Raw genomic sequence first — 20,758 nt, forward strand, 5'->3', positions numbered from 1 at the left:
GCCGTCCTCCCCCGCTCCTCATGCGCCACCGGCCGCGAGCGCCGTCAGCGCCTTGATCTTCCAGCCGTCCCCGGTCCGGGCGAGCGTGGCCTCGAAGCGCTTGCGTTCGGTGCCCGGCCGACCGGTGCGCGGGGTGATCCGGACGTCCACGGTCGCGATCAGCTCGGCGGTGCCGGCCCGTTCGTCGAGGGCGGTGAGCGCCGCGTCGGTGACGGTTCCGCGCGCCGTGCCACCGCTCCTGCGCAGATCGTTCGCGTCCTTCTTCCGGGTGCGGGCGAGCTGGTCGTGCAGGGGGCCGGTGGAGGCGTCGAGCCACTGCCGCAATCCCTCGTCCACGCTCCGGGCGTTCTTGCCGTCCAGGCTGTTCAGCCGGGCGAGATGGTGTCTGCCCGCCGCCAGGGCGGCATCGCGGCTCTTCGCGTACGCGAGTGTGTCGTCGCCCCGCGCCCGCGCGTACGACCAGCCGCCGAGCGCGCAGGCCAGCGCGGCGACGAGTACGGCCACCCGGCCGGTCATGGTCCTGGCGCGCGTGCTCATCGGCCGGCCTCCAGTCCGAGCAGCCCGGCCATGCCCCTCGGGGCGGGCGCCGGATCCCCGACGAACCCGAGCGCGCCGGGGAGCGCTCCGCCGGCATCGGCCCCGAGGAGCAGCGAGCCGGGTTCGGCGGGCTTCGGCAGCGGACCGCCCTTCGGCGCGTTCGCACTGCCGCGCACGTTGATGCCGGTGCCCGGCGAGGAGGTGCAGCGCGCCTTGGTGTTGACCGCCGGGCCCGTCGACGTGTCGAGACCGTTGCGGTAGGTGGTGCCGTCGTATCCGGCGGTGCACGGAAGTGGTTCGAAGAAGGTGACGGACATGCCGAACCTGGCGCCTTCCTCGTCGATCGCGCTGGCCCCGGCCGCCACCACCGCGGGCAGTTTCACCAGCAGTTCCTCCATGCCGCGCTGCCGGGTCACCGCCACCTCGGACGTGGTCAGGAGGTTCGCGACCACGACGCCGAAGGCGGGGTCGAGATCGCGCAGCAGGCCGCTGATCTGGCCGGTGGCGTCGGGGGCGGCGGCGATCAGCTTCCGCAGGTCCGTGTCCGACCCCTTGAGCTGGGCCGCCAGTTCCTCGGCACCCGAGGCGAACCCCTTGAGCGCCTCGCCCTGTTCGGCCTGTGTGCGCAGTACCACCTGTCCGTCGGCCATCAGCTTCGTGTTGGTGGGCAGCGCGTCGTCGGCCGCCCGTACGAAGTCGCTGCCGGTGTCCAGGAGGACCTGGAGGTCGTCGCCCCGGCCGGTGAACGCGGCACCGAACTCGTCGACCACGGTGCGCAGCGACTCCAGGTCGACCGATCCGGCGAGGTCGTCGACGCTGGTGAGGACGTTCGTCACGGGGGCCGGGACGGTGGTGTCGGCCTGCAGGATGACCGAGCCGTTCGCCAGGTAGGGCCCGCCGGAGCGGGTCGGCCGCAGGTCGACGTACTGCTCCCCGACCGCCGACAGGTTGGCCACGACGGCTTTCAGGCCGTCGGGGATGGGCGGGGCGGAGTTGTCGATGCGCAGTTCGGCCGCGACGCCGTCGTCGGTGAGTTCGATGGGGCCGACCCGTCCGACGGAGACTCCTCGATAGGTGACGTCGGAGTGGGTGAACAGGCCACCTGTCCTGGGGAGTTGGACCGTGACGGTGTAGTAGTCGCGCAGCCCGGCGTAGTGACCGAGGCCGGCGTACCGGACCCCGAGGTAGCCGAGCACCAGCACCGCGATGATCAGGAACGCGATGTTCTTCAGCCTGATGGCGAGGGTGATCACCGGTTGCTCCCCTCCGAGGGCGACGCCTCGTCCGAGGCCGACGGGCCGTCCGGCGACGCCGACGGATGTGTGCCGGGCGCCGTTGTCCGGGGCGTGCCCGGGGCGATCGCGGTCGGCGCGGTCGTGCCGGGCCTGCCCGGGGCCGGTGTCCCGGAGACCGTTGCCGGTGCCGTGACCGAGGGGAGCGGCAGCGGCAGCGCCGCGCCGGCCGACGGCAGAGCCGCCCTCGCCGCGGGCGCCGTCACCGCGTCCGGGTCGAACGCCGGGATGATCTGTGTGCCGGGCACGGCGGTCAGGTCCAGGTACACGTTGAGGTAGTCCCCCTTCACCCCGCGCAGCACCTCGTCCGTGAACGGGTAGGTCAGCAGGACCTGGAGGGAGTCGGGCAGGTCGTTCCCGGAATCGGCGAGCGCCTTGAGGGTGGGTGCGATGGCCTTCAGGTCGGCGATCGTGTCGTCCTTGCTCCTGTCGATGGTGTCGACGGCGACGGTGGAGAGGGTGTCGAGGGCCCGGAGCATGGTCAGCAGGGAACCGCGCTGCTTCTCCAGGACCTTCATGCCGGGGCTGAGGTCGGTGAGCACCTTGCCCACCTGCTGTTTGCGGGTGGCGAGGGTGGTGGAGAGCCGGTTGACGCCGTCGAGGGCCTCGGTGATGTCCTCGCGGTGCGCGTCGAGGTCGGTGACGAGTGTGTCGACCCGGTGGAGCATCGAGCGGATCCTGGGCTCGTTCCCGGCCATCGCCTTGTTGAGTTCGGTGGTGATGGTCTTCAGCTGGTTGATGCCCCCGCCGTTCAGGAGCATCGACAGGGCGCCGAACACCTCCTCGACCTCGGGGTTGCGATTAGTGCGGGTGAGCGGGATCCGGGCGCCGTCGGCGAGGGTGCCGCGCGCGGTGCCTCGCGCGGGCGGCGAGAGCTGGATGTACTTCTCGCCGAGCAGGCTGGACTGTTCGAGGTGTGCGTAGGCGTTGGCGGGGAGTTCGACGTCCCCGTCGACCCGCATGGTGACCCGCGCGTGCCAGCTGCCCGGGACGAGCGAGATCCTGGTGACGCGGCCCACGGCGACGTCGTTGACCTTCACCGAGGACTGCGGGGCGAGGCTGAGCACGTCCCCGAAGTCGGCGGTGACCTCGTACGGGTGGTCGCCGAGGTCCGCGCCGCCGGGCAGGGGCAGTTGTTCGATGCCCGAGAACTGCGGGGCCGCGCAGCCGGTGAGAACGAGGGCGCAGACGGCGCCGAGCACACCCAGGGTCGTGGCCCGGGCCGCCGCGGGGGTCCGGGATCCGCCGAGTCCTCCGCTCATCGGCCCGTCCCCTTCCGCTTCCCCGCGTCGTGAACGGGCGCGTCGGCGCTCCCGTTCTTCTCGGGCGTGCCGTAGACCGTTCCCACCGCCGGCAGCGGCAGCGAGGGCAGCGCCCGCTGCCGGTCGGTGCCCACCGGGGAGAGCCCCCGGAGACCGGCGGCCGGCTGGGTGAGGGGGCCGCCCATGCTGAGTTCGTTGAGGTCGGTGCGGCCGTTGAGTGTGCGGTTCTTCGGGTCGTACGCGTTCAGCACGTTGCCCGCCGAGAGGGGAAGGACGTCGAGGGACTCGGCCAGCGAGGCGCGCTGGTCGACGAGGGTCCGGGTGAGCGGCACCAGCGCGTCCACGTTCTTCTTGAGCGCGGAGCGGTTGTCCTGGATGAAGGTCTTGACCTGGGCGAGCGCCGTGCCGAGTTCCTTGAGCGCGGCGCCGAGGTTCTTCTTGTCGTCGGCCAGGAAGCCGGTCACGGAGTTCAGCTGGCGTTCGGCGTCGCGCACCTCGCCGTCGTTGTCCTTCAGCATCGTGGTGAACGACTGGAGGTAGGACAGCGTCTCGAACAGGTCCCCGCTGCTCTTGTCGAGGGTCTTCGTCGCCTTGCCGAACTGCTCGATGGAGTTCCCGATGTCCTTGCCGTTGCCCTTGAGGTTCTTGGCCCCGGTGTCGAGGAGTCCGGCGAGCGCACCCTGCGCGTTGGCGCCGTCCGGGCCGAGCGCGTCGGCCAGTTCGGTGATGGACGCGTAGAGCTGGTCGACCTCGACGGGGGTGGCGTTGTGCGCGGCGGGGAGTTCGGCGCCGTCGGCGAGCAGCGGTCCGCCGGTGTAGGCGGGGGCGAGCTGGACGTACCGGTCGGCGACGATGCTGGGGGCGACGACGACGGCATGGGCGTCCTTCGGAACCTTGACGCCCTTGTCGACGCGCAGCACGACCTCGACCTCCGTGCCGCGTGGCCGCACCGACTGGACCCGGCCGGCCTTCACGCCGAGGATTCGCAGGTCGGATCCGGCGTAGACGCCGGTCGCCCGGTCGAAGTACGCGGTGACGGTGGTGCCGCCCCGGTCGTCCAGGGCCATCACCCCGGTCGTGGCGGCGACGGCCACGACGGCGAGCCCGGCGCCGATGCCGACGATGCGGGTCGGTCTCATGTCAGTGTCCGCCTTCCTGCCGGGGAGGCATGCATCCGGTGGCCGGCGGGGTACCGGCGGGCAGGTAGTTCTTCGGGACGACGCCGCAGACGTAGTTGTCGAACCAGCGGCCGTTCCCGAGGGTGTTGCCGACGAGCCGGTTGTAGGAACCGGCGAGCGCGAGCACCTTGTCGAGGCTCTTGCGGTTCTTCCGCAGGACGGCGGTGACCCGGCCGAGCGCGTCGAGTGTCGGCCCGAGCTGCTTCTTGTTGTCGGCGACGAGACCGGTGAGCTGGGTGCCCAGGTCGCGGGTGCCGGTGAGCAGCAGATGGATGGAGTCGCGGCGGGCCTGGATCTCGCCGAGAAGCAGGTTGCCGTCCTCCAGCAGGGTCTCGAAGCTGCTCTTCTTGCCGTCGAGGGTCTTCGTCAGCCTTTTGCTGCTCCTGAGGAGGGTGGCGAGCTGGGCGTCGCGTTCGGAGACGGTCCTGGAGAGCGCGGAGAGTCCGTTCGCGGCGCTCTTGACGTTCGGCGGGGAGTTCCTGAACGTGGCCGAGATCGTCTCGAAGCTCTGGGCGAGCTGCCGGGTGTCGATCTCCCCGATGGTCTCGCCCAGGCCGTCGAACGCCCGGGTGACGTCGTACGGGGAAGTGGTGCGGCTGGTCGTGATGCGTTCGTGCGGGTCCTGCGGCCCGTCGCCGAGCGGGTCGACCGCGAGGTACTTCTCGCCGAGGAGCGTCTTGATGGCGATGCCCACGGTGCTGGAGTCGCCGATCCAGGCGTCCCGCACCCGGAAGGTCGCCTTCACCTCGGCGCCGTCGAGGGCTACTCCGGTGACCTCGCCGACCTTGACCCCGGCGATCCGTACCTCGTCGCCCTCGGTGAGACCGGCGGACTCGGTGAAGGCGGCGGTGTACGTCGTGCCGCCGCCGATGAACGGCAGCGAGTCGGCCCGGTAGGCGGCCAGTCCGACGAGGGCCAGGACGAGCAGGCCGACGACGCCGACGGCGACGGGGTTGCGTTCGCGCACAGGCTTGATCCTCATGACAGGCACCTCGGCTGGGTGATGGCGATGCCGGTGGGCGGTGCGCTGCCGTCGCTGGTCGTCACACCGGTGACCCTCGCCTCGCAGAGGTAGAGGTTGAGCCAGGAGCCGTACGAGGCGGCGCGGCTGATGGCCGTCATCTTGGCGGGTGTCCTGCGCAGGAAGTTCTCGATCTGCGGGGTGTTGTCGGCGAGCCGGTCGGAGAGGCGGCCGAGCTGCCGGATGTCGTCCTTGAGGGGCCCCCGGCCGTCGTCGAGCAGGTCGGCGGTGACGGTGGTCAGGGCGCCCATGGCGGTGACCGCGCGGCCGAGCGGTTCGCGGTCCCCGGCGAATCCGCTGACGAGCTTGCGGAGGGTGACGACGAGGTCGTCGAAGCCCGCCTCCCGGTCGTTGACGGTCTTCAGGACCGTGTTGAGGTTCTCGATCACCTCGCCGATCACCTTGTCCTTGGCGGCGACGGTGCCGGTCAGCGACCCGACGTGCTGGAGGATGCTGTCGACGGTGCCGCCCTCGCCCTGGAGCACCTGGACGATGGAGCCGGCCAGTTCGTTGACGTCGGGCGGGGAGAGCCCTTCGAACAGCGGCTGGAAGCCGTTGAAGAGCTGGGTGAGGTCGAGGGCCGGTGTGGTGCGGGAGACCGGGATGGTGGAGCCGGCGGCGAGGCTCTCGCCCACCGGCCCGGCGCCCCGGTCGAGGTCGATGTACCGCTGGCCGACCATGTTGAGGTACTTGATCGACGCGGTCGCCGACGCCGGGAGCCCGCGCCCCTTCCGTACGGTGAAACCGACCTCGGCGAGCCTGCGGTCGGCGACCTCGATGGACTCGACCTGTCCGACCTCGACCCCGGCGATCCGGACGCTGTCGCCGACGACCAGCCCGGTGACGTCGGTGAACCTGGCCTTGTACGAACTGGTCCCGCCGACGCCGGTGTTGGCGACGGACAGCGCCAGCACGGTGGTGGCCAGCGTCGTCACCAGGACGAAGACGATCGATTTCGCGAGCGGTCCCGCGAGCGAGCGGCGCTTCACTTGAGCTTCACCTCCGCACCGCGGAAGGCCGGGCCGATGAGCACGCTGCTCCACTCGGGCAGGTCCCGCGGCTGGACCTTCAGTGTGGGAGCGACCAGTTCGTTGACGAGCAGGCTCTCCTGCCGGGAGTTGGGCATGCCGAGCGACGCGTCGGCCGCCGGGACCTCGTCCGGTGCGCGGGGGCCGGAGCGGGCCGAGTGGCCCCGGTCCGCGGCGCGGACGTCCGCGGTCGGCGCGGTGTCGCCGATGTAGGGCAGGGAGTAGCAGTGCGGTCCGCCGGTCGCGTCGTAGACGGGGGTGTCCCTGCCCGCCACGTACTTCCCCTTGGAGGGCACGGTCTTGAGCGTGACGTGCAGTCCGGGCTGGTTCGTTCCCTTGCCGAGGGCCTTGTCCATGGCCGGGACGAAGGTGGCGAGGGTGCGCAGGGTGCAGGGGAACTCGGAGGAGTACGTGGCGAGGGTCTCCAGTGTCGGCCGGCTCGTCGCGGAGAGCCGGATGAGGTTGTCCTTGTTCTTGTTCAGGAAGGCAGTGACGTCCTGGGCCGAGGCGGTCGTCGATCCGTACAGGTCGGCGAGCCCGGCCTCTTGTTCGGCGAGGGTGCCGCTCGTGGTGGTGAAGTCGGTGAGGGCGTCGAGAACGTCCGGGGCGGCGTCCGCGTACAGGGCGCTCACCCTGACGAGTTCCTTGATGTCGGCGTTGAGCGTGGGCAGTTGGGGGTTGAGCTTCTTCAGGTGGGCGTCGAGCGTGACCAGGGTCTCGCCCAGCTTCTCGCCGCGGCCCTGGAGCGCCTGGGAGACGGCGGTGAGGGTGGCGGAGAGCTTCTGCGGCTGCACTGCGGTGAGCAGCGGCAGGACGTTGTCGAGGACCTGTTCCAGTTCGATGGCGTTTCCGGAGCGGTCCTGCGGGATGGTGTCGCCCGCCTTCAGGGTCCGCGCGGAAGGGGTCTCGGGCGGTACGAGGGCCACGAACCGCTCGCCGAAGAGGGTGGTGGGCAGCATCTGGGCGGTGACGTCCGCCGGGATGCGGTCCAGCTCGTCGGGCCGGATGGCGAGGGTGAGCCGGGCCCCCTCGCCGTCCGCGTCGATGGCGCGGACCTGACCGACGACGACGCCGCGCAGTTTCACGTCCGCGTTCCGGTGCATCTCGTTGCCGACGGTGCCGGTGCGCACGGTCACGGTGGCATCGTGGGTGAAGTCCTTGTTGTACACCGCGACCGAGGTCCACACGAGCGCGACGGGCACGAGGAGGAAGCCGACCCCGGCGATCCGGCGGCGGATCGTCCCTGTCTTCGTCGTCCGCATCATCCGGCCACCTTCACGGTCGTCGTGGCGCCCCAGATGGCGAGCGAGAGGAAGAAGTCGGTGACGCTGATCAGCACGATGGCGTTGCGCACCGACCGGCCCACGGCGATGCCGACCCCCGCGGGTCCGCCCTCGGCGCGGAAGCCGTAGTAGCAGTGGGCGAGGATCACCATGACGCTGAAGACGAACACCTTGAGCACGGACAGCAGCACGTCGTCCGGGGAGAGGAAGAGGTTGAAGTAGTGGTCGTAGGTGCCTTCCGACTGCCCGTTGAACAGGACGGTGACGTAACGGGACGCCACGTACGACGAGAGCAGTCCGATGGCGTAGAGCGGGATGATCGCGACCACTCCGGCGATGACCCGGGTCGTGACGAGGTACGGCATGGAGCGCACCCCCATCGCTTCGAGGGCGTCCACCTCCTCGTTGATCCGCATCGCGCCGAGCTGGGCGGTGAACCCGGCGCCGACGGTCGCGGAGAGCGCGAGTCCGGCGACGAGCGGGGCGATCTCGCGGGTGTTGAAGTAGGCGGAGACGAAGCCGGTGAACGCGGACGTGCCGATCTGGTTGAGGGCGGCGTAGCCCTGGAGGCCGACGACCGTCCCCGTGAAGAGGGTCATGGCGATCATCACGCCGACGGTCCCGCCGACGACGCCGAGTCCGCCGCTGCCGAAGGCGACCTCGGCCAGGAGCCGCTGCACCTCCTTGAGGTAGCGCCGCAGGGTGCGCGGGATCCAGATCAACGCCCGTACGTAAAAGGTGATGTGGTCGCCGGAGCGATCCAGCCGGCCGAGCATGGACATCGTCTCTCAGCTCCCCTTCGCGGGGACGATCTGGAGATAGATCGCCGTGAGGATCATGTTCACGAAGAACAGCAGCATGAAGGTGATGACGACGGACTGGTTGACCGCGTCCCCGACGCCCTTGGGCCCGCCGCGCGGGTTCAGTCCGCGGTGGGCGGCGACGATGCCCGCGATGAAGCCGAAGATCAGCGCCTTGACCTCGCTGATGTAGAGGTCGGGGAGCTGGGCGAGCGCGGAGAAGCTGGCGAGGTACGCGCCGGGCGTGCCGTGCTGCATGATCACGTTGAAGAAGTAGCCGCCGAGGGTGCCGACGACGGAGACCAGTCCGTTGAGCAGGACGGCCACGCCCATGGTGGCCAGGACGCGCGGGACGACCAGGCGCTGGACGGGTGAGACGCCCATGACCTCCATGGCGTCGAGTTCCTCGCGGATCTTCCGCGAGCCGAGGTCGGCGCAGATCGCGGAGCCGCCCGCGCCGGAGATGAGCAGGGCCACGATGAGCGGGCTGGCCTGCTGGATCACGGCGAGGACGCTGGCGCCGCCGGTGAAGGACTGGGCGCCGAGCTGCTGGGTGAGCGACCCGACCTGGAGGGCGATGACCGCGCCGAACGGGATGGAGACGAGGGCGGCGGGCAGGATGGTGACGCTGGCGATGAACCAGAACTGCTCGACGAACTCCCTTGCCTGGAACGGCCTTCGGAAGACCGACCTGGTGACGGACAGGGTGAGCGCGAAGAGTTTCCCGGTCTCGCGCAGCGGCGCCAGGAGCCGTGTCGGCGGTCTGTGCACCGGCCCCGGGTCCGGCGGCGGGATGTCGGTGGCGGGCGGCCCGGGAGGCCGCGTCGGAAGATCGGCGGTCATGGCCTGGCACCGCCGGCGGCCGGGGCGTAGCTGTTCATGATGGCCGTGCGGGCGGCCTCGGGGAGCTGGCCCATCATGCCGAGGACCCGCTCGCGGCGGCGCTGGACGGCCCGGCGGACCGGCATCCCGGGCGAGGGCTCCAGCTGCGCCACGACGGTGCGCGGTCCCGGCGCCGGGGCGGATCCGGCGCCGTCGGCGCCCCGCCGCTCGGCGGCGAGGGTGGCCGCGTCCTTCTCCTCGGACATGCCGATGGGCCCTTCCCTGCGCCCCGCGAGGAACTGGGAGACGACCGGTTCGTCGCTGGTCAGCAGGACCTCGCGCGGACCGAAGGTGACGAGGTTGCGGCAGAAGAGCATGCCCATGTTGTCGGGGACCGTGGCCGCGATGTCGAGGTTGTGGGTGACGATCAGCATCGTCGCGTCGATCTGGGCGTTCAGGTCGATGAGGAGCTGGGAGAGATAGGCGGTGCGGACCGGGTCGAGCCCGGAGTCCGGCTCGTCGCACAGGATGATCTGCGGGTCGAGCACGAGGGCGCGGGCCAGCCCGGCGCGTTTGCGCATCCCTCCGGAGATCTCTCCGGGCAGTTTCCCCTCGGAGCCCAGCAGACCGACGATGTCGATCCGCTCCATGACGATGCGCCGGATCTCGGATTCCTTCTTGCGGGTGTGCTCGCGCAGCGGAAAGGCGATGTTGTCGAACAGCGACATCGAGCCGAAAAGTGCGCCGTCCTGGAACATGAGCCCGAACAGTTTGCGCGTCTCCATGATGTCCCGCTCGGGACTGTTCACCATGTCGACACCATTGATGAGGACGCGTCCCCGCTCCGGTTTCAGCAGTCCGATGATGGACTTGAGGAAAACCGTCTTTCCGGTGCCGGACGGGCCGAGCATCACACTTACCTCACCGGCGGGCAGTGTGAGCGACACATCCTGCCAGATGTTCTGCTTGCCGAAAGACTTGGTAAGGCCCTCGACGACGACTTCGATTCCCATCCCACCTCCTGCATGCACTCACGAAGTGACAGAAGTGCACCGAGGGGCGCACGTTAAGTTCATCAGGACCGCCGGGACAAGCCCTTGAACAGCCATTTCTTCAGGAGCCGGCCCGTTTGTCATGCGATGACAAACTCCCGCGTACGCCTTGTCGACGGATGCGCAACCCCAGCGGCGGGCCCGGGCCGGGCCCGCGCGTTCCGAGAGGGAGCAAGCGTCCGACATCGTGGCCGAGTTGCCTACGGGGGCGACGTTACGGCTGGGTAACCTGACCGGGCAATACCGGTTCTCCAAGTTTTCGACAGCCCGCGCCACCCCCTCGCGTTCTTCGCACGAATTGAGCAGGAAACCGGGGGAAACCGTGGGGGACTGTCACCGGATGACAAATTCTCCGCACCGGCGAAAGACCGCCTCGATGCCCGGTTCCGCCATCACACGGGTGCGCACCGAATGACAAGCCGCCCTCGTGGCGCACTCATCCGGGAACGAGGAACCGGTCATGGGGCAACAATCTCGGACAACAGGATTGTGCGGCGGTGTTTCCCGCCAGTAACCTCACGGCTCGGTGAAAGGGACTTCCGTTTCGGCATTGCTCGCCGCGGACTCCGGCACCCGCACCGCACACCGATGGCCTGTGCACCCGGAACACCTGGCCCGAAAAGGTGCCGGTTTTGGTGTGTCACAGAAAGACCCGAGCAACTCCGCTTATGTGGCCGCCCGGTGGCGGCTGCCCGAAAAGGGGACGACATGAGATCTGGTTCGAGACGGGCGCGCCTGGGGCTGCTGGCCTCCTTCACCGCACTCGCCGCCTTCGCGTCCGTGGGATCGGCCACCGCCGCCACGGGCCTCAACGGCCACTGGGCGCCGTTCACCCGGTGCCCGGTGGACGCGCCGGCCATGCTGGCCGCAGACGGGCTGAACGACACTGCGGTCTGTGTCTCCTCGCACTCCGCGAGCGGCTCCATCAAGCTCGGCAACACGACCGTGCCGGTGGGCGCCAGCGACCTCCAGGTCGGTGTGGTCACGCACCCCGGCGGCGGCTCGACGGTGGTCTCGCCCGCCGGCGGCGCCCTCGTGGCCGACTCCGCGCAGATCCCCGGCGGGCTGCTCGGGCTCATGTGCCCCAGCGACATCCCGGTGATCAGCGGCATCTGCAACCAGATCACGAACAGCACCCTGAACCGGGTCACCGCCACCATCGAGTCGGTGGGCAACCCCAGCGACTTCCAGCTCCTGGCGGGCGTCACCACGGGCAAGCCGATCATCACGCTCCCGGTGCGCATCCACCTGCAGAACCCGTTCCTCGGCGACGCCTGCTACATCGGCTCCGCCTCGAACCCGATCCTGCTCCGCCCGCAGAACCTGACCCGTCCCACCCCGGGCACCCAGCAGTTCGCCGGTGACGGCACCCCCGACCCGGCCGGCGTGATGGGCCGCATCAGTCTTCTCGGCGCCAACCAGACGGACACCACCTACGCGGTCCCGGGCGCGAGCGGCTGCGGCCTGGGCCTGCTCGACTGGGCGGTGAACCTGAAGACCGGGCTCCCCTCCGCCTCGGGCGACAACAACGTGGTCCTGAACAACGCCCAGACGTACGTGGCCACGATCAACGACCCGAGCGGCGCCGCCCCCGACGCGGGCAAGCTGATGTCGCAGTACTGGCACTCGGCGGCACGGTAACCGGCACGGCCGACCGGACAGCGGGCGGGGCCGTCCTCGGAGGGTGGCCCCGTCCGCTGTCCGGCAGCGCCCGTGGCCCGGCCCATGCGCGCCCGCGGGCCGCTCCTCGGCCGGGCGACGGGGGCCGACGGTCAGCCGGCGGGCGTCTCCTTGCCGGGCAGCGCCGGCACGGTCGGCGGGCAGAAGGTGCTGCTGTGCGAGGGGATGCAGGTCCTGCCCTGGTTCATCGCGACGACGTTGCCGGGGCCCGAGATGGCCGCCGTGAACAGGTTGTCCAGGTCCTCACCGCCGGTCCCGCAGCCGGAGAACGGGGGAATCTCGACCTTCCCGTTCATGGGGCCTCCGTCGAAGACATTGGCGTACTCCGGGAAGTCGCCGTTCAGGACCACCTTGAACGGTGCAGCGGTGCGGCAGTTCGGACCCACGTCCAGGGGGGTCCCGTTGACCTCGACGTCGTACAGCCGCAGCGACTGCTTGAACGAGGCCGTGGCGAAGTAGGTCTTGGAGCTGCCCGTGCCGATGTTGCCGGTCGAGATCGTGAGCGGCCCGTTCTCGAACTCCACCTTCGCGGACACCGGCTGGAACCCGAACGTCAGGAAGGTGGAGTCGGCGTCCGGCAGCTTCAGGTTCCCGAGCGAGTCGAGCCGCAGGTAGAAGCCGCCCGCGGCGCCGGCCACCCGCTGCCCTCGGTGCACGTTGGCCAGGACGCTGATCAGACCGGGCTTCTTGGCGGGATCGTTGATGATCATGGCCCCGTTCAGCTTGTACACCGTGGCCATGCCGACCGCGTAGGCACAGCCGAACGTTCCGCCGCCGGGGATGTCGACCTCCATGACGGGGCCGCCCGGTGGCGGTTTCGGCGCGTCGCTCCAGTCCGCGGTTCCGGCGGGCGGATCGACGGGGCACGGCTCCTCGCTCCCGGCCTCCGCCGTCCGTGGCTCCACCGCGATGCGGTCACCGGCGTCCGCGCCCCCGTCCGTGCCCCGGGCCCCCTCGTCCCCCTCGGTCCTCGACGGCCAGGGGTCGGGCGGGCCGGCCTTCACCGGAACGGTCGCCAGCGGCGTGCCGCCGTCCTCGGCGGGTTCGCAGCCGAGCGGTGGGGCGGCGGCCGGCCCGCTCTCCGCTCCGGCGTCCGTGACGGGACGCAGTCCGAGCGTGAGCCGGCCCGCGGTGAAGGTGACATCGCCCGCGGCCGGCAGCGTCACCGACGGGACGGGCCCGGTGTGGACGAGGCTCACCTCGCCCTCGGCGGGGACGGCGGAGCCCGGCGCCGGCAGGTCCAGCCACCGGGCCTCGGCCGACCGGTCCTTCTGCCTGATCCCCACGGCGAGCGTCGCGGTGCTCGCCACCACCTCGGTGCCGGCCGGCAGCAGCGCCTCCAGGTCCGCCCGCGCGAGCCGTACGTCGACCGTCACCGGACCGCTCTCCAGCGGTGTCCCCGCGGTACCGGATGACGGGAAGGCCGTGGTGACCCGGACGGTGACACGGCCGGTGCCGCCCGGCAGGGCGCAGTCGTAGGCGAGGGTCACCGCCGAACCGCCCTCCTCGGCGGCCGATCCGGAACCGGACAGCAGCCCGGCGAGGAGCACGACGGCCGCGACCGATGCCAGGCGCACCGATCGCCTGCCGCCGGTCGCCGATGTCTTCACGTTCATTCTGGCGCTGCCCTCCCTGGTACGGGGTGCTGCTGGGGTACGGCCCCGGACCGGCGGATCCCCGGTGCGGTCCCGCCGTGCGGGTCGCCGGCACCAGGGGCGACGGGCGGGCCGTGAACGGCCGCTCGGGGTGGTGGCGAACCGTTGTCCGCCACCACCCCGAGCCCGGAGGTGGACCGGGCCGCCTTCCGCCCGGCTCCGCCACGTCACGACGTGGCGGTGATCTTCTGCTTCGGGCTCACCACGTACTCGGCGTTGAAGCCGGCCACGTCACCGTTGCTGATGAGGCCGAGGCAGCTGGCGTTGGACGCCTTCAGGTCGCTTCCCGTGCCGTCGATGACGAGCGAGCCCTTGGTGTTGTCGTAGTGCCCGTACACCTTGCCCTTGAAGTCCGCGTTGCAGCCGACGCCGGAGATGTGCGCCGAGATGTCGCTGACGGTTGCGTCGACCCAGTCCGCGTGCGTGGCGTTGGGCTGAATGGCGTTGATCTTCCAGGGCGTCGCCGTCATGGAGACGGTGAAGGAGATGCCGCCCACGTCGCAGCCGGTGAACGTGATGTTGTTGATGCTGCCGATCCCGACGCCGTCGGCGCTGGTCGTCTGGAGCGTCCCGGACGTCACGGCGGAGGAGTCGCAGACGAGTTGGACGAGGGGGACGTCCAGCGTCGGGAGCGTGGCGCCGGCGGTGAACGCGCCGCCCGGACCGACCGTCCAGGAGTGCGACGCGGTGGTGGCCGAGGCCGACGACACCGTCATCCCGATGGCCGCGCCGAATGCCGCGGTCACGAATGCGGCTCTGCGTGCAAGGGTGTTCACGATTCCATTTCCCTTCAGAAGGCGTGACCCATGCGGAGAACCCGTCCCGCCGGAATGGCTGGAACTCCGATGGGGGCACAGAACAGAGAAGTGGCAGTCCGGCCTGACCGACTGCGCGACCACGTGCGTTCGGCGAAGACGCTACGGTCGGGTAACGTGGCTTCGCAACAGTCGTGACGAAGAATCTGCCGAAGCGCGAATCCCGGTCGGCAATTTGTCGTGCCGCGAGTGCCGAGCCGTGAAATCTTGTCCAGAAGTGAGCAGTCACGGCGCGTCCGCGAAGGGTCCCGGACCGCCCGCACACAGCGAACTCGCCCCCTGTTGTGTCATCCTTCCCTGGTCAAGGGGTACCTGAGCGGGCATCAGCCATGCCCTCGCATGCCGCGCCGCATCCGCACGACGACCCGGAGGACCCCCTCGCCGACCGAAGACACACCAGGGGATTCGGCCGGATTGAATTACGGCCCCGTACAGGGCGAAGGCCGCACACACGATCCCGCGACGCACCCTCTTCGACTTCGCACCGATGAAACGGCGGGCCTACCCGTCCGACGGCAGACATATCACATTCCCCCGCACGGAAGAGCGGTGCGTATTCACCGGGGAATCCCCGGGAATTCCCGTCACGGAACACTGGTCCGGCACGCACGCGCGGCGGACAAAACGGAATCCATGAGTCCGCGCGTCCCGGCACGTCGCGCCCCCGACGGCGGTACGTGCCCCCTACATCTCGCCCTGCCGTGCCTGTGTCCACACGCGCGTGCGTGGACTATCTTCAGCAGCCCACGTTGGTACGCACCTGACGGCTTGGGAGCGCTCCTCCCACGGCCCACCCCCCATCGGGCGCCGGAGAGCAAGGGACAGAGGAATGCCGGGAGTTGTGCAACCCTCGGAACTCGGAGAGCCGCTCGGACCGCTGCCGCAGGAGTTCGCCGCGATCGTTCGCCCCGAGATACCCAGCCTGATCAAGGAGATCGGGCTGGAGGTCACCCGGGCCTACCCCGTGTACGCGCGACTGCTCGACGGCCCGTACGGACAGGGCATCCGGGTGGGCGTGGAGCAGACCATCTCCGTCTTCGTGGACCAGGTCGCCGAGCCGACCGCCCCCTCCACCCTGCGCGACGAGATGTGCCGGAGGTTCGGCCGGTACGAGGCGTACGAGGGCCGCACCCTGGACCAGTTGCACGGCGCCTACCGGCTGGGCGCGCGGATCGCGCTCCGCCGGGCCAAGAAGATCGGCCGACGCTACAACCTCTCCCCCACGATGATGCTCGCCTTCGCCGACGCCCTGTTCACCTACGTCGACGAACTGGAGGCGCTCTCCCGCGAGGGCTACATGGAGGTCCGCGCGGCCTCGGCCGACCACACGGGCACCCTCAGACGGCGGCTGCTGCATCTTTTGCTCGCCGGACGTCCCGTCCCCCGTACGGCCATCGCCGAACTGTGCGAGCAGACCGGATGGACGATGCCCGACGAGGTGACGCTCGTGGCGGTGCGCTCCTCGCCGGATCCGGGCGGACCGGGCGCCGCCCGGGACGTACTGGTCGACTTCACCGATCCTCAGCCGCACTTATTGATCCCGGGGGCGTTCGACGACGCGCGAAGACGCATGCTCGACCGAACGCTCCCGGGGCACCACGCCGCGGTCGGACTGACCGTCCCCACCGCCATGGCCTCCGACTCGATCCGCTGGGCCCGCCGGGTGCTGGAACTCGTGGACGCGGGCGTCATCGACGACGAACCGGTCGTCCGCTGCGAGGACCACCTGATCACACTCTGGCTGTTGTCCGACACGGCCCTCCTCGACCAGTTGGCGCGCCGCGAACTCGCCCCGCTCGCCGGAATCAGCGCGAACCGGCGGGAGCGGCTGACCGAGACCCTGCGGATCTGGCTCGACACCCGGGGCACCGCCGCCCAGATGGGCGAACTGCTCGACGTGCACCCGCAGACGGTCCGCTACCGGATGCGCAACCTGGAATCCATCTTCGGCGAGCAGCTCGTCGACCCCGAAGCCCGGTTCTCGACCGAGGCGGTGCTGCGCGCGCTCCGGCTGCAACTGCGCGCCGGAGGCGACGACGCCGCCCGCGAACCGCGGGACGAGCGGGCCGGAATCGGATCACGCACGGCACGGCGGGTCAACTTACCCAGCGGTAAGGCGAAATAGCCGGTCAGTCCCGAACGGTTGCCACGCGGAGACGTTCTCAAGGAGAAACCCGGACCTGTCTCCCGTAGACATGGAGGAGTCGGCCGCCCACCCGGTGGCCGTACCCGGCACCGCCTCCTGGCAGACCATCCGAGAGGGAACCCCATGACCGCCTCGCACCTCCTCGTCCCCGTGCCGATCCCGGACCGGGTCGTCGCGCTGATCGGGTCCTGCTTCCCCCCGCACATCCTGCGGGCGGGACTCGACGCCGCATGCGCCGCGCGGGAGGTGCGCCGGTTCCGCGGTCCGCGGCTCTGCGTCGAGGACCGGGCGGACCGCGAACAGGCGCTCGGGGAGCTGGCGCGCGCCAACAAGATCCTCGCCGCTCATCACCCGGGGCTGCCGGTGCGCCCCGGCAGTGCCTGGTAATCCGGCGCGGGCCTACTCGGCGAAGTCCGCGGCCTCGTACACCCAGGCGCCCTCGGACCGCACGAAGCGGCTCTTCTCGTACAGCGAGTCCGGCTGTCCGGCGACGGTGAAGTGCGCGCGGAAGGTGACGGTGCCCGTGGTGTGGAAGGCACTGCCGTCGGTCGTCCCCAGGACCTCCAGACGCACCCATCGCGTCCCGGGATCGAAGTCGACGGCGGAGGGCCGGGTGCCGGGGTGCCAGGTGCGGAGCAGATACGCCTCGTCCCGGACGGCGAACGCCGCGTACCGGGAGCGCATCAGGGCCTCGCAGGTCGCAGCGGCCGCAGTGCCCGCGTGGAAGCGGCCGCAGCAGTCCCCGTAGGTGCCGGGCAGTCCGCAGGGGCACGGCGACCGGTCGGTGATCGCAAAGGGCCGCCCGGCGGGGGCGGTGGACCGCCTCGGTCGTGTGGTGCGTCGTGACATGCGTCCATTGTGTCCTGCGGCCCGGACGGGACGGACCGGGAGGTCCGGGGCCCGGCCGGGGGCGGTCAGGGCTTGCGGGCGACTCCCGCGTAGCCCGGGACCGGCTCGTCCCCGGGGACGTCGACGGCCTCGCCGAGTTCCGGGTGCCAGTCCGCGGAGAGCGAGACGCCCGGTTCGACGAGTTCGAGCCCGTCGAAGAACGCGGTGAACTCGGCGCGGGACCGCAGCCGGAGCGTCATTCCGCGCGCCTTGTACATGGCGGAGGCCGTCGCCGCCCCCTCCGGGTCGTAGTCCCCCGTGGTCTGCGAGAGCACCAGGAAACTTCCCGGGGGAAGCCGGCTCACCAGGCGGTCGACGATCCCGGCCGCGCCGTCCTCGTCGTCCACGAAGTGCAGCAGGGCCAGCATCGACAGCGCGATCGGCCGGTCGAAGTCGAGAACGTGGCCGGCCTGTTCGAGAATGACGTCCGGTTCGCGCGCGTCGGCCTGGATGTAGTCGGTGGCGCCCTCGGGGGCGGACCGCAGCAGGGCCGCCGCGTGCGCGAGGACGATCGGGTCGTTGTCGCAGTAGACGACGCGCGCGTCCGGGGCGATGCGCTGGGCTACCTGGTGGAGGTTGGGCTCGGTGGGGATTCCTGCGCCGATGTCGAGGAACTGGCGGATGCCGTTCTCCGCCAGCCACCGGGTGGCCCGGTGCATGAAGGCCCGGTTGACCCGGGCCATGTCCCGCCCCCGGGGCTGGAGGGTCAGCAGCTCCCGGGCCATCTGTTCGTCGACCGGGTAGTTGTCCTTGCCACCGAGAAACCAGTCGTACATCCGTGCGGGATGGGGACGGCTGGTGTCGATCTCCACGGCTCGGGGGTCGTGCCCGGTCATAGCGCGCTCCATGGGTCCATAGGTCGGCGGACGGCGGCAGTGTGGGACGCGGGCGGTTCCCGGTGCCGGGGATTCCGGGGGAAGAACCGTCGGACCGGCATCGGGACCCACCGCTCAGGTCAGGAGGAAGTCCGCCTGACCCGACTTGGCTCCCTGGATGAAGGCGGCGATCTCGTGGTGCGAGTAGATGAGTGCGGGGCCGTCGGGATCGGCGGACTGGCGGACGGCGACCCTGCCGTCGGACAGTTTCATGGCTTCGACGCAGTTGCCCCCGTTCCCACCGCTCCACGGCTTGTGCCAGCCCTCGGTGCCGAGTTCGGCGGCCGGCATGCCGTTGTATATGGGATCCATCACAGCTCCTTGCGGAAATCCCGGAGGATCTCCTTCGTGCGTTGTGCAGTCGCGGCCTGAGCCGCCATGCGGTCCATGACTTCGAGGTAGGAGGCCACCTCGGGGCGCGCGTCGAAGTAGACGGCGCCGGTCAGGTACTCGCTGTAAACCATGTCGGGGAGTTCGGGCACTCCGAAGCGGAAGATGACGAAGGGGCCGTAGGTGCCCGGGTGGTGGCCGGTCGAGAACTCCGCGATCTGCAGTGTCACATGCGGCATCTCGGTGGCCTCCAGCAGCCGGTCGATCTGCGCGCGCATCGCGTCGACGCTGCCGACGGGGCGGCGCAGCACCGTCTCGTCCATCACCACCCACAGCTTCGGGGCGTCCGGCCCGTGGAGCAGGGACTGACGCCTCATGCGCAGCGCGACATGGCGTTCGATGTCCTCGGGCCTGGTCTGGCCGACGGCACCCGTGCGCAGCACCGAGCGTGCGTAGTCCTCGGTCTGGAGCAGACCGGGGACGAAGTGCGGTTCGTACATGCGCAGGAGGCTCGCGGCGCCCTCCAGGCTGACGTACATGCTGAACCAGTCGGGGAGCACATCGTGGTAGCGCTGCCACCAGCCGGGCTTGTTGGCCTCCTCGGCGAGCTCCACGAAGGCGTCGGCCTCGTCGTCGGAGATGCCGTACGCCTTCAGCAGCATCTGGACGTAGGGGATCTTCAGGGCGACCTCGGCGGTCTCCATCCTGCGTACCGTCGCGGGTGCGACCCGCAGCACCTTGGCAGCCTGGTCACGGCTCAGGCCGACATGCTCCCGCAGATCCTGCAGGCGCTTGCCGAGAACGACCTGACCGACGGTCGGGGCGGACCGCGGTTCGCTCACTTCAGACCTCCCCATGCGCTGTTTGGCAGCAGTGTGCCACGAGCGGGACCCCGTGACACAGTCACTCTGAAATTTTCAGAGTGCCTCTTGCCAAGTGTTCCGGACAGGGGGAGAGTTGTTGAGGGAACCAGTTCACATAGTCACGGCCGTGGTCACTCGTGTGCGATCGCGGAGCGTGACGCAGCCCCCACTGTGAGGAATGGTTGTGACACCTGGCAGTGCGCTCATCCCCCGGCTCATGGACCTCAGCCCCGGGACGGAAGCGCTCCGGTACTGCTTCGCGCTGCCGGCACACCCGGAGTCCGTGGCCGGCGCGCGGCAGCTGGCACGGGCCCGGTTCGACGAGTGGCGGCTGGACGACGACGCGTACGAGGCTGCGGTCCTGATCGTCTCGGAGCTGGTCACCAACGCGGTGGTGCACACCAGGAGCGCCCGCGTCGTGTGCGAGCTGCGATGCCTCGGCAGACGACTGCGCATAGCCGTGCAGGACCAGGGGTTCCAGTCCGGCGGGCCGAAGCTGTGCCGTACCGCCTCCGGCGAACACGGACGCGGACTGCTGCTCGTCGACGCGATGTGCAGTACGTGGGGTTCCCGCTACGCGGAGTTCGGCTCGGGCCGCATCGTGTGGGCAGAGCTGCCGCACGGATCGGAGCGCTCGTGCTGAGGAACGCGATGTCGCATCTGCGCAGGGCACGCCGGCTCCACGACTCCGGGCCCCCCGCCGGGGCGGAGACGGTGCGGCTTCCGCTGCCGCCCGCGTTCTCGGCAACCCTGGGCTGCGACGCCGTGGGCGTGCCGGCGCGCTACGGCGTCCGGCTGCTGTCCCACCTGCCACGCACCGGCTGCGTCTTCGCGGACACGGACCTGTGGTGGTGGATCGTGCCCGCGGGCTCCGACCTGGATCTGGACTGGCCCGTGCAGACCGTCTACGTGCGCGGGGCGCGGGTTCCGGCGGACCGGCCGAGGCTGATCCACCGGCCGGACAACCACACGCCGTACACCCCGCCCATCCCCCTCTTCCTGATGGTCTGCCAGGTAATGGGCGTGCCCCCGTCGTGGGCGCCGTCGGGTGGCGCACGCGCGGTCTCCGCTCCCTGACGCCCCGCTTCCCGGCGCGGCCGGTCCGCGGCCCCGGTGCCGGTCCGCCGCGTCGTCCAGTGGCCCCCGGTCCCCCTCGCACCCGGGTCGACCTGCGGTTTCACCGAACGGACACCCTGGTCACGCTGCGTTGTCAGTGGTCCGTTCTACTGTG

Annotated in this window: 21 protein-coding genes; 5 read left to right on the plus strand and 16 right to left on the minus strand. The window is 70.3% G+C overall.

Features of this window, described 5'->3' with window-relative positions; genetic code table 11:
• Positions 1-18: 18 nt before the first annotated feature.
• The 10 genes from ACFYXM_RS03095 to ACFYXM_RS03140 are packed head-to-tail and all read right to left on the minus strand — an operon-like array spanning position 19 to position 10,236.
• Positions 19-537 carry a hypothetical protein gene (locus ACFYXM_RS03095; protein WP_389286305.1) on the minus strand — a complete coding sequence of 173 codons (519 nt, stop codon included), beginning with the start codon at positions 535-537 and terminating at the stop codon, positions 19-21.
• Positions 534-1,790: an MCE family protein gene (locus ACFYXM_RS03100; protein ID WP_389286307.1), complete on the minus strand. Its 1,257-nt coding sequence runs from the start codon at positions 1,788-1,790 to the stop codon at positions 534-536. Before ACFYXM_RS03100 ends, ACFYXM_RS03095 begins: the two co-directional genes overlap by 4 nt.
• Entirely contained in the window at positions 1,787-3,091 is a 1,305-nt protein-coding gene (locus ACFYXM_RS03105) for an MCE family protein (RefSeq protein ID WP_389286309.1), read from the minus strand. Before ACFYXM_RS03105 ends, ACFYXM_RS03100 begins: the two co-directional genes overlap by 4 nt.
• Entirely contained in the window at positions 3,088-4,230 is a 1,143-nt protein-coding gene (locus ACFYXM_RS03110) for an MCE family protein (RefSeq protein ID WP_389286311.1), read from the minus strand. Before ACFYXM_RS03110 ends, ACFYXM_RS03105 begins: the two co-directional genes overlap by 4 nt.
• Before the next feature lies 1 nt (position 4,231).
• Entirely contained in the window at positions 4,232-5,251 is a 1,020-nt protein-coding gene (locus ACFYXM_RS03115; RefSeq protein WP_389286313.1) for an MCE family protein, read from the minus strand.
• Complete coding sequence (locus tag ACFYXM_RS03120) at positions 5,248-6,279, minus strand: MCE family protein (protein ID WP_389286315.1); 1,032 nt, start codon at positions 6,277-6,279, stop codon at positions 5,248-5,250. Before ACFYXM_RS03120 ends, ACFYXM_RS03115 begins: the two co-directional genes overlap by 4 nt.
• Entirely contained in the window at positions 6,276-7,580 is a 1,305-nt protein-coding gene (locus ACFYXM_RS03125) for an MCE family protein (protein ID WP_389286565.1), read from the minus strand. The genes ACFYXM_RS03120 and ACFYXM_RS03125 overlap by 4 nt, the downstream gene beginning before the upstream one ends.
• Positions 7,580-8,383 (minus strand): MlaE family ABC transporter permease, encoded by an 804-nt coding sequence (locus ACFYXM_RS03130; RefSeq protein ID WP_389286317.1) that lies wholly within the window; start codon positions 8,381-8,383, stop codon positions 7,580-7,582. The genes ACFYXM_RS03125 and ACFYXM_RS03130 overlap by 1 nt, the downstream gene beginning before the upstream one ends.
• Before the next feature lie 6 nt (positions 8,384-8,389).
• Positions 8,390-9,244, minus strand: a complete 855-nt coding sequence (locus ACFYXM_RS03135) for an MlaE family ABC transporter permease (RefSeq protein ID WP_389286318.1) — start codon at positions 9,242-9,244, stop codon at positions 8,390-8,392.
• A complete protein-coding gene (locus ACFYXM_RS03140) occupies positions 9,241-10,236 on the minus strand; it encodes an ABC transporter ATP-binding protein (protein WP_389286320.1) in 996 nt (331 codons plus the stop codon). The genes ACFYXM_RS03135 and ACFYXM_RS03140 overlap by 4 nt, the downstream gene beginning before the upstream one ends.
• A 747-nt stretch (positions 10,237-10,983) precedes the next feature.
• Here ACFYXM_RS03140 and ACFYXM_RS03145 point away from each other — a divergent pair.
• Positions 10,984-11,916, plus strand: a complete 933-nt coding sequence (locus ACFYXM_RS03145) for a hypothetical protein (RefSeq protein WP_389286322.1) — start codon at positions 10,984-10,986, stop codon at positions 11,914-11,916.
• 131 nt (positions 11,917-12,047) lie between these two features.
• Here the strand turns inward: ACFYXM_RS03145 and ACFYXM_RS03150 are convergent, their stop codons facing one another.
• Both ACFYXM_RS03150 and ACFYXM_RS03155 read right to left on the minus strand, forming a co-directional pair.
• Positions 12,048-13,571, minus strand: a complete 1,524-nt coding sequence (locus tag ACFYXM_RS03150) for a DUF6801 domain-containing protein (RefSeq protein WP_389286323.1) — start codon at positions 13,569-13,571, stop codon at positions 12,048-12,050.
• A 206-nt stretch (positions 13,572-13,777) separates the two neighbouring features.
• The gene (locus tag ACFYXM_RS03155) at positions 13,778-14,386 is read right to left on the minus strand and encodes a hypothetical protein (protein ID WP_389286324.1); all 609 of its coding nucleotides are present in this window, start codon (positions 14,384-14,386) and stop codon (positions 13,778-13,780) included.
• Positions 14,387-15,254: 868 nt separating this feature from the next.
• On the opposite strand from ACFYXM_RS03155, the gene ACFYXM_RS03160 reads away from it, so the two are divergent.
• Together ACFYXM_RS03160 and ACFYXM_RS03165 are read left to right on the plus strand one after the other, a co-directional pair.
• Positions 15,255-16,550 (plus strand): helix-turn-helix domain-containing protein, encoded by a 1,296-nt coding sequence (locus ACFYXM_RS03160; RefSeq protein WP_389286326.1) that lies wholly within the window; start codon positions 15,255-15,257, stop codon positions 16,548-16,550.
• Positions 16,551-16,694: 144 nt separating this feature from the next.
• A complete protein-coding gene (locus ACFYXM_RS03165) occupies positions 16,695-16,958 on the plus strand; it encodes a hypothetical protein (protein ID WP_389286328.1) in 264 nt (87 codons plus the stop codon).
• Positions 16,959-16,970: 12 nt separating this feature from the next.
• On the opposite strand, the gene ACFYXM_RS03170 is transcribed toward ACFYXM_RS03165, so the two are convergent.
• From ACFYXM_RS03170 to ACFYXM_RS03185, 4 genes are all read right to left on the minus strand, one after another.
• Positions 16,971-17,420, minus strand: coding sequence for a YchJ family protein (locus tag ACFYXM_RS03170; RefSeq protein WP_389286329.1), 450 nt, complete (start codon positions 17,418-17,420; stop codon positions 16,971-16,973).
• 65 nt (positions 17,421-17,485) lie between these two features.
• Positions 17,486-18,295 carry an SAM-dependent methyltransferase gene (locus ACFYXM_RS03175; protein ID WP_389286331.1) on the minus strand — a complete coding sequence of 270 codons (810 nt, stop codon included), beginning with the start codon at positions 18,293-18,295 and terminating at the stop codon, positions 17,486-17,488.
• 114 nt (positions 18,296-18,409) lie between these two features.
• Positions 18,410-18,646: a DUF397 domain-containing protein gene (locus ACFYXM_RS03180; protein WP_073781424.1), complete on the minus strand. Its 237-nt coding sequence runs from the start codon at positions 18,644-18,646 to the stop codon at positions 18,410-18,412.
• Positions 18,646-19,506 carry a helix-turn-helix domain-containing protein gene (locus ACFYXM_RS03185; RefSeq protein ID WP_389286333.1) on the minus strand — a complete coding sequence of 287 codons (861 nt, stop codon included), beginning with the start codon at positions 19,504-19,506 and terminating at the stop codon, positions 18,646-18,648. The genes ACFYXM_RS03180 and ACFYXM_RS03185 overlap by 1 nt, the downstream gene beginning before the upstream one ends.
• 205 nt (positions 19,507-19,711) lie before the next feature.
• Between ACFYXM_RS03185 and ACFYXM_RS03190 the strand changes: the two genes are divergently transcribed.
• Both ACFYXM_RS03190 and ACFYXM_RS03195 read left to right on the plus strand, forming a co-directional pair.
• Entirely contained in the window at positions 19,712-20,170 is a 459-nt protein-coding gene (locus ACFYXM_RS03190; RefSeq protein ID WP_389286335.1) for an ATP-binding protein, read from the plus strand.
• Positions 20,164-20,604: a hypothetical protein gene (locus tag ACFYXM_RS03195; RefSeq protein ID WP_389286337.1), complete on the plus strand. Its 441-nt coding sequence runs from the start codon at positions 20,164-20,166 to the stop codon at positions 20,602-20,604. The genes ACFYXM_RS03190 and ACFYXM_RS03195 overlap by 7 nt, the downstream gene beginning before the upstream one ends.
• The last annotated feature ends 154 nt before the right edge of the window (positions 20,605-20,758 follow it).

Origin of the sequence: Streptomyces sp. NPDC002476 (assembly GCF_042889785.1) — a bacterium.
Taxonomy (GTDB): Bacteria; Actinomycetota; Actinomycetes; order Streptomycetales; family Streptomycetaceae; genus Streptomyces.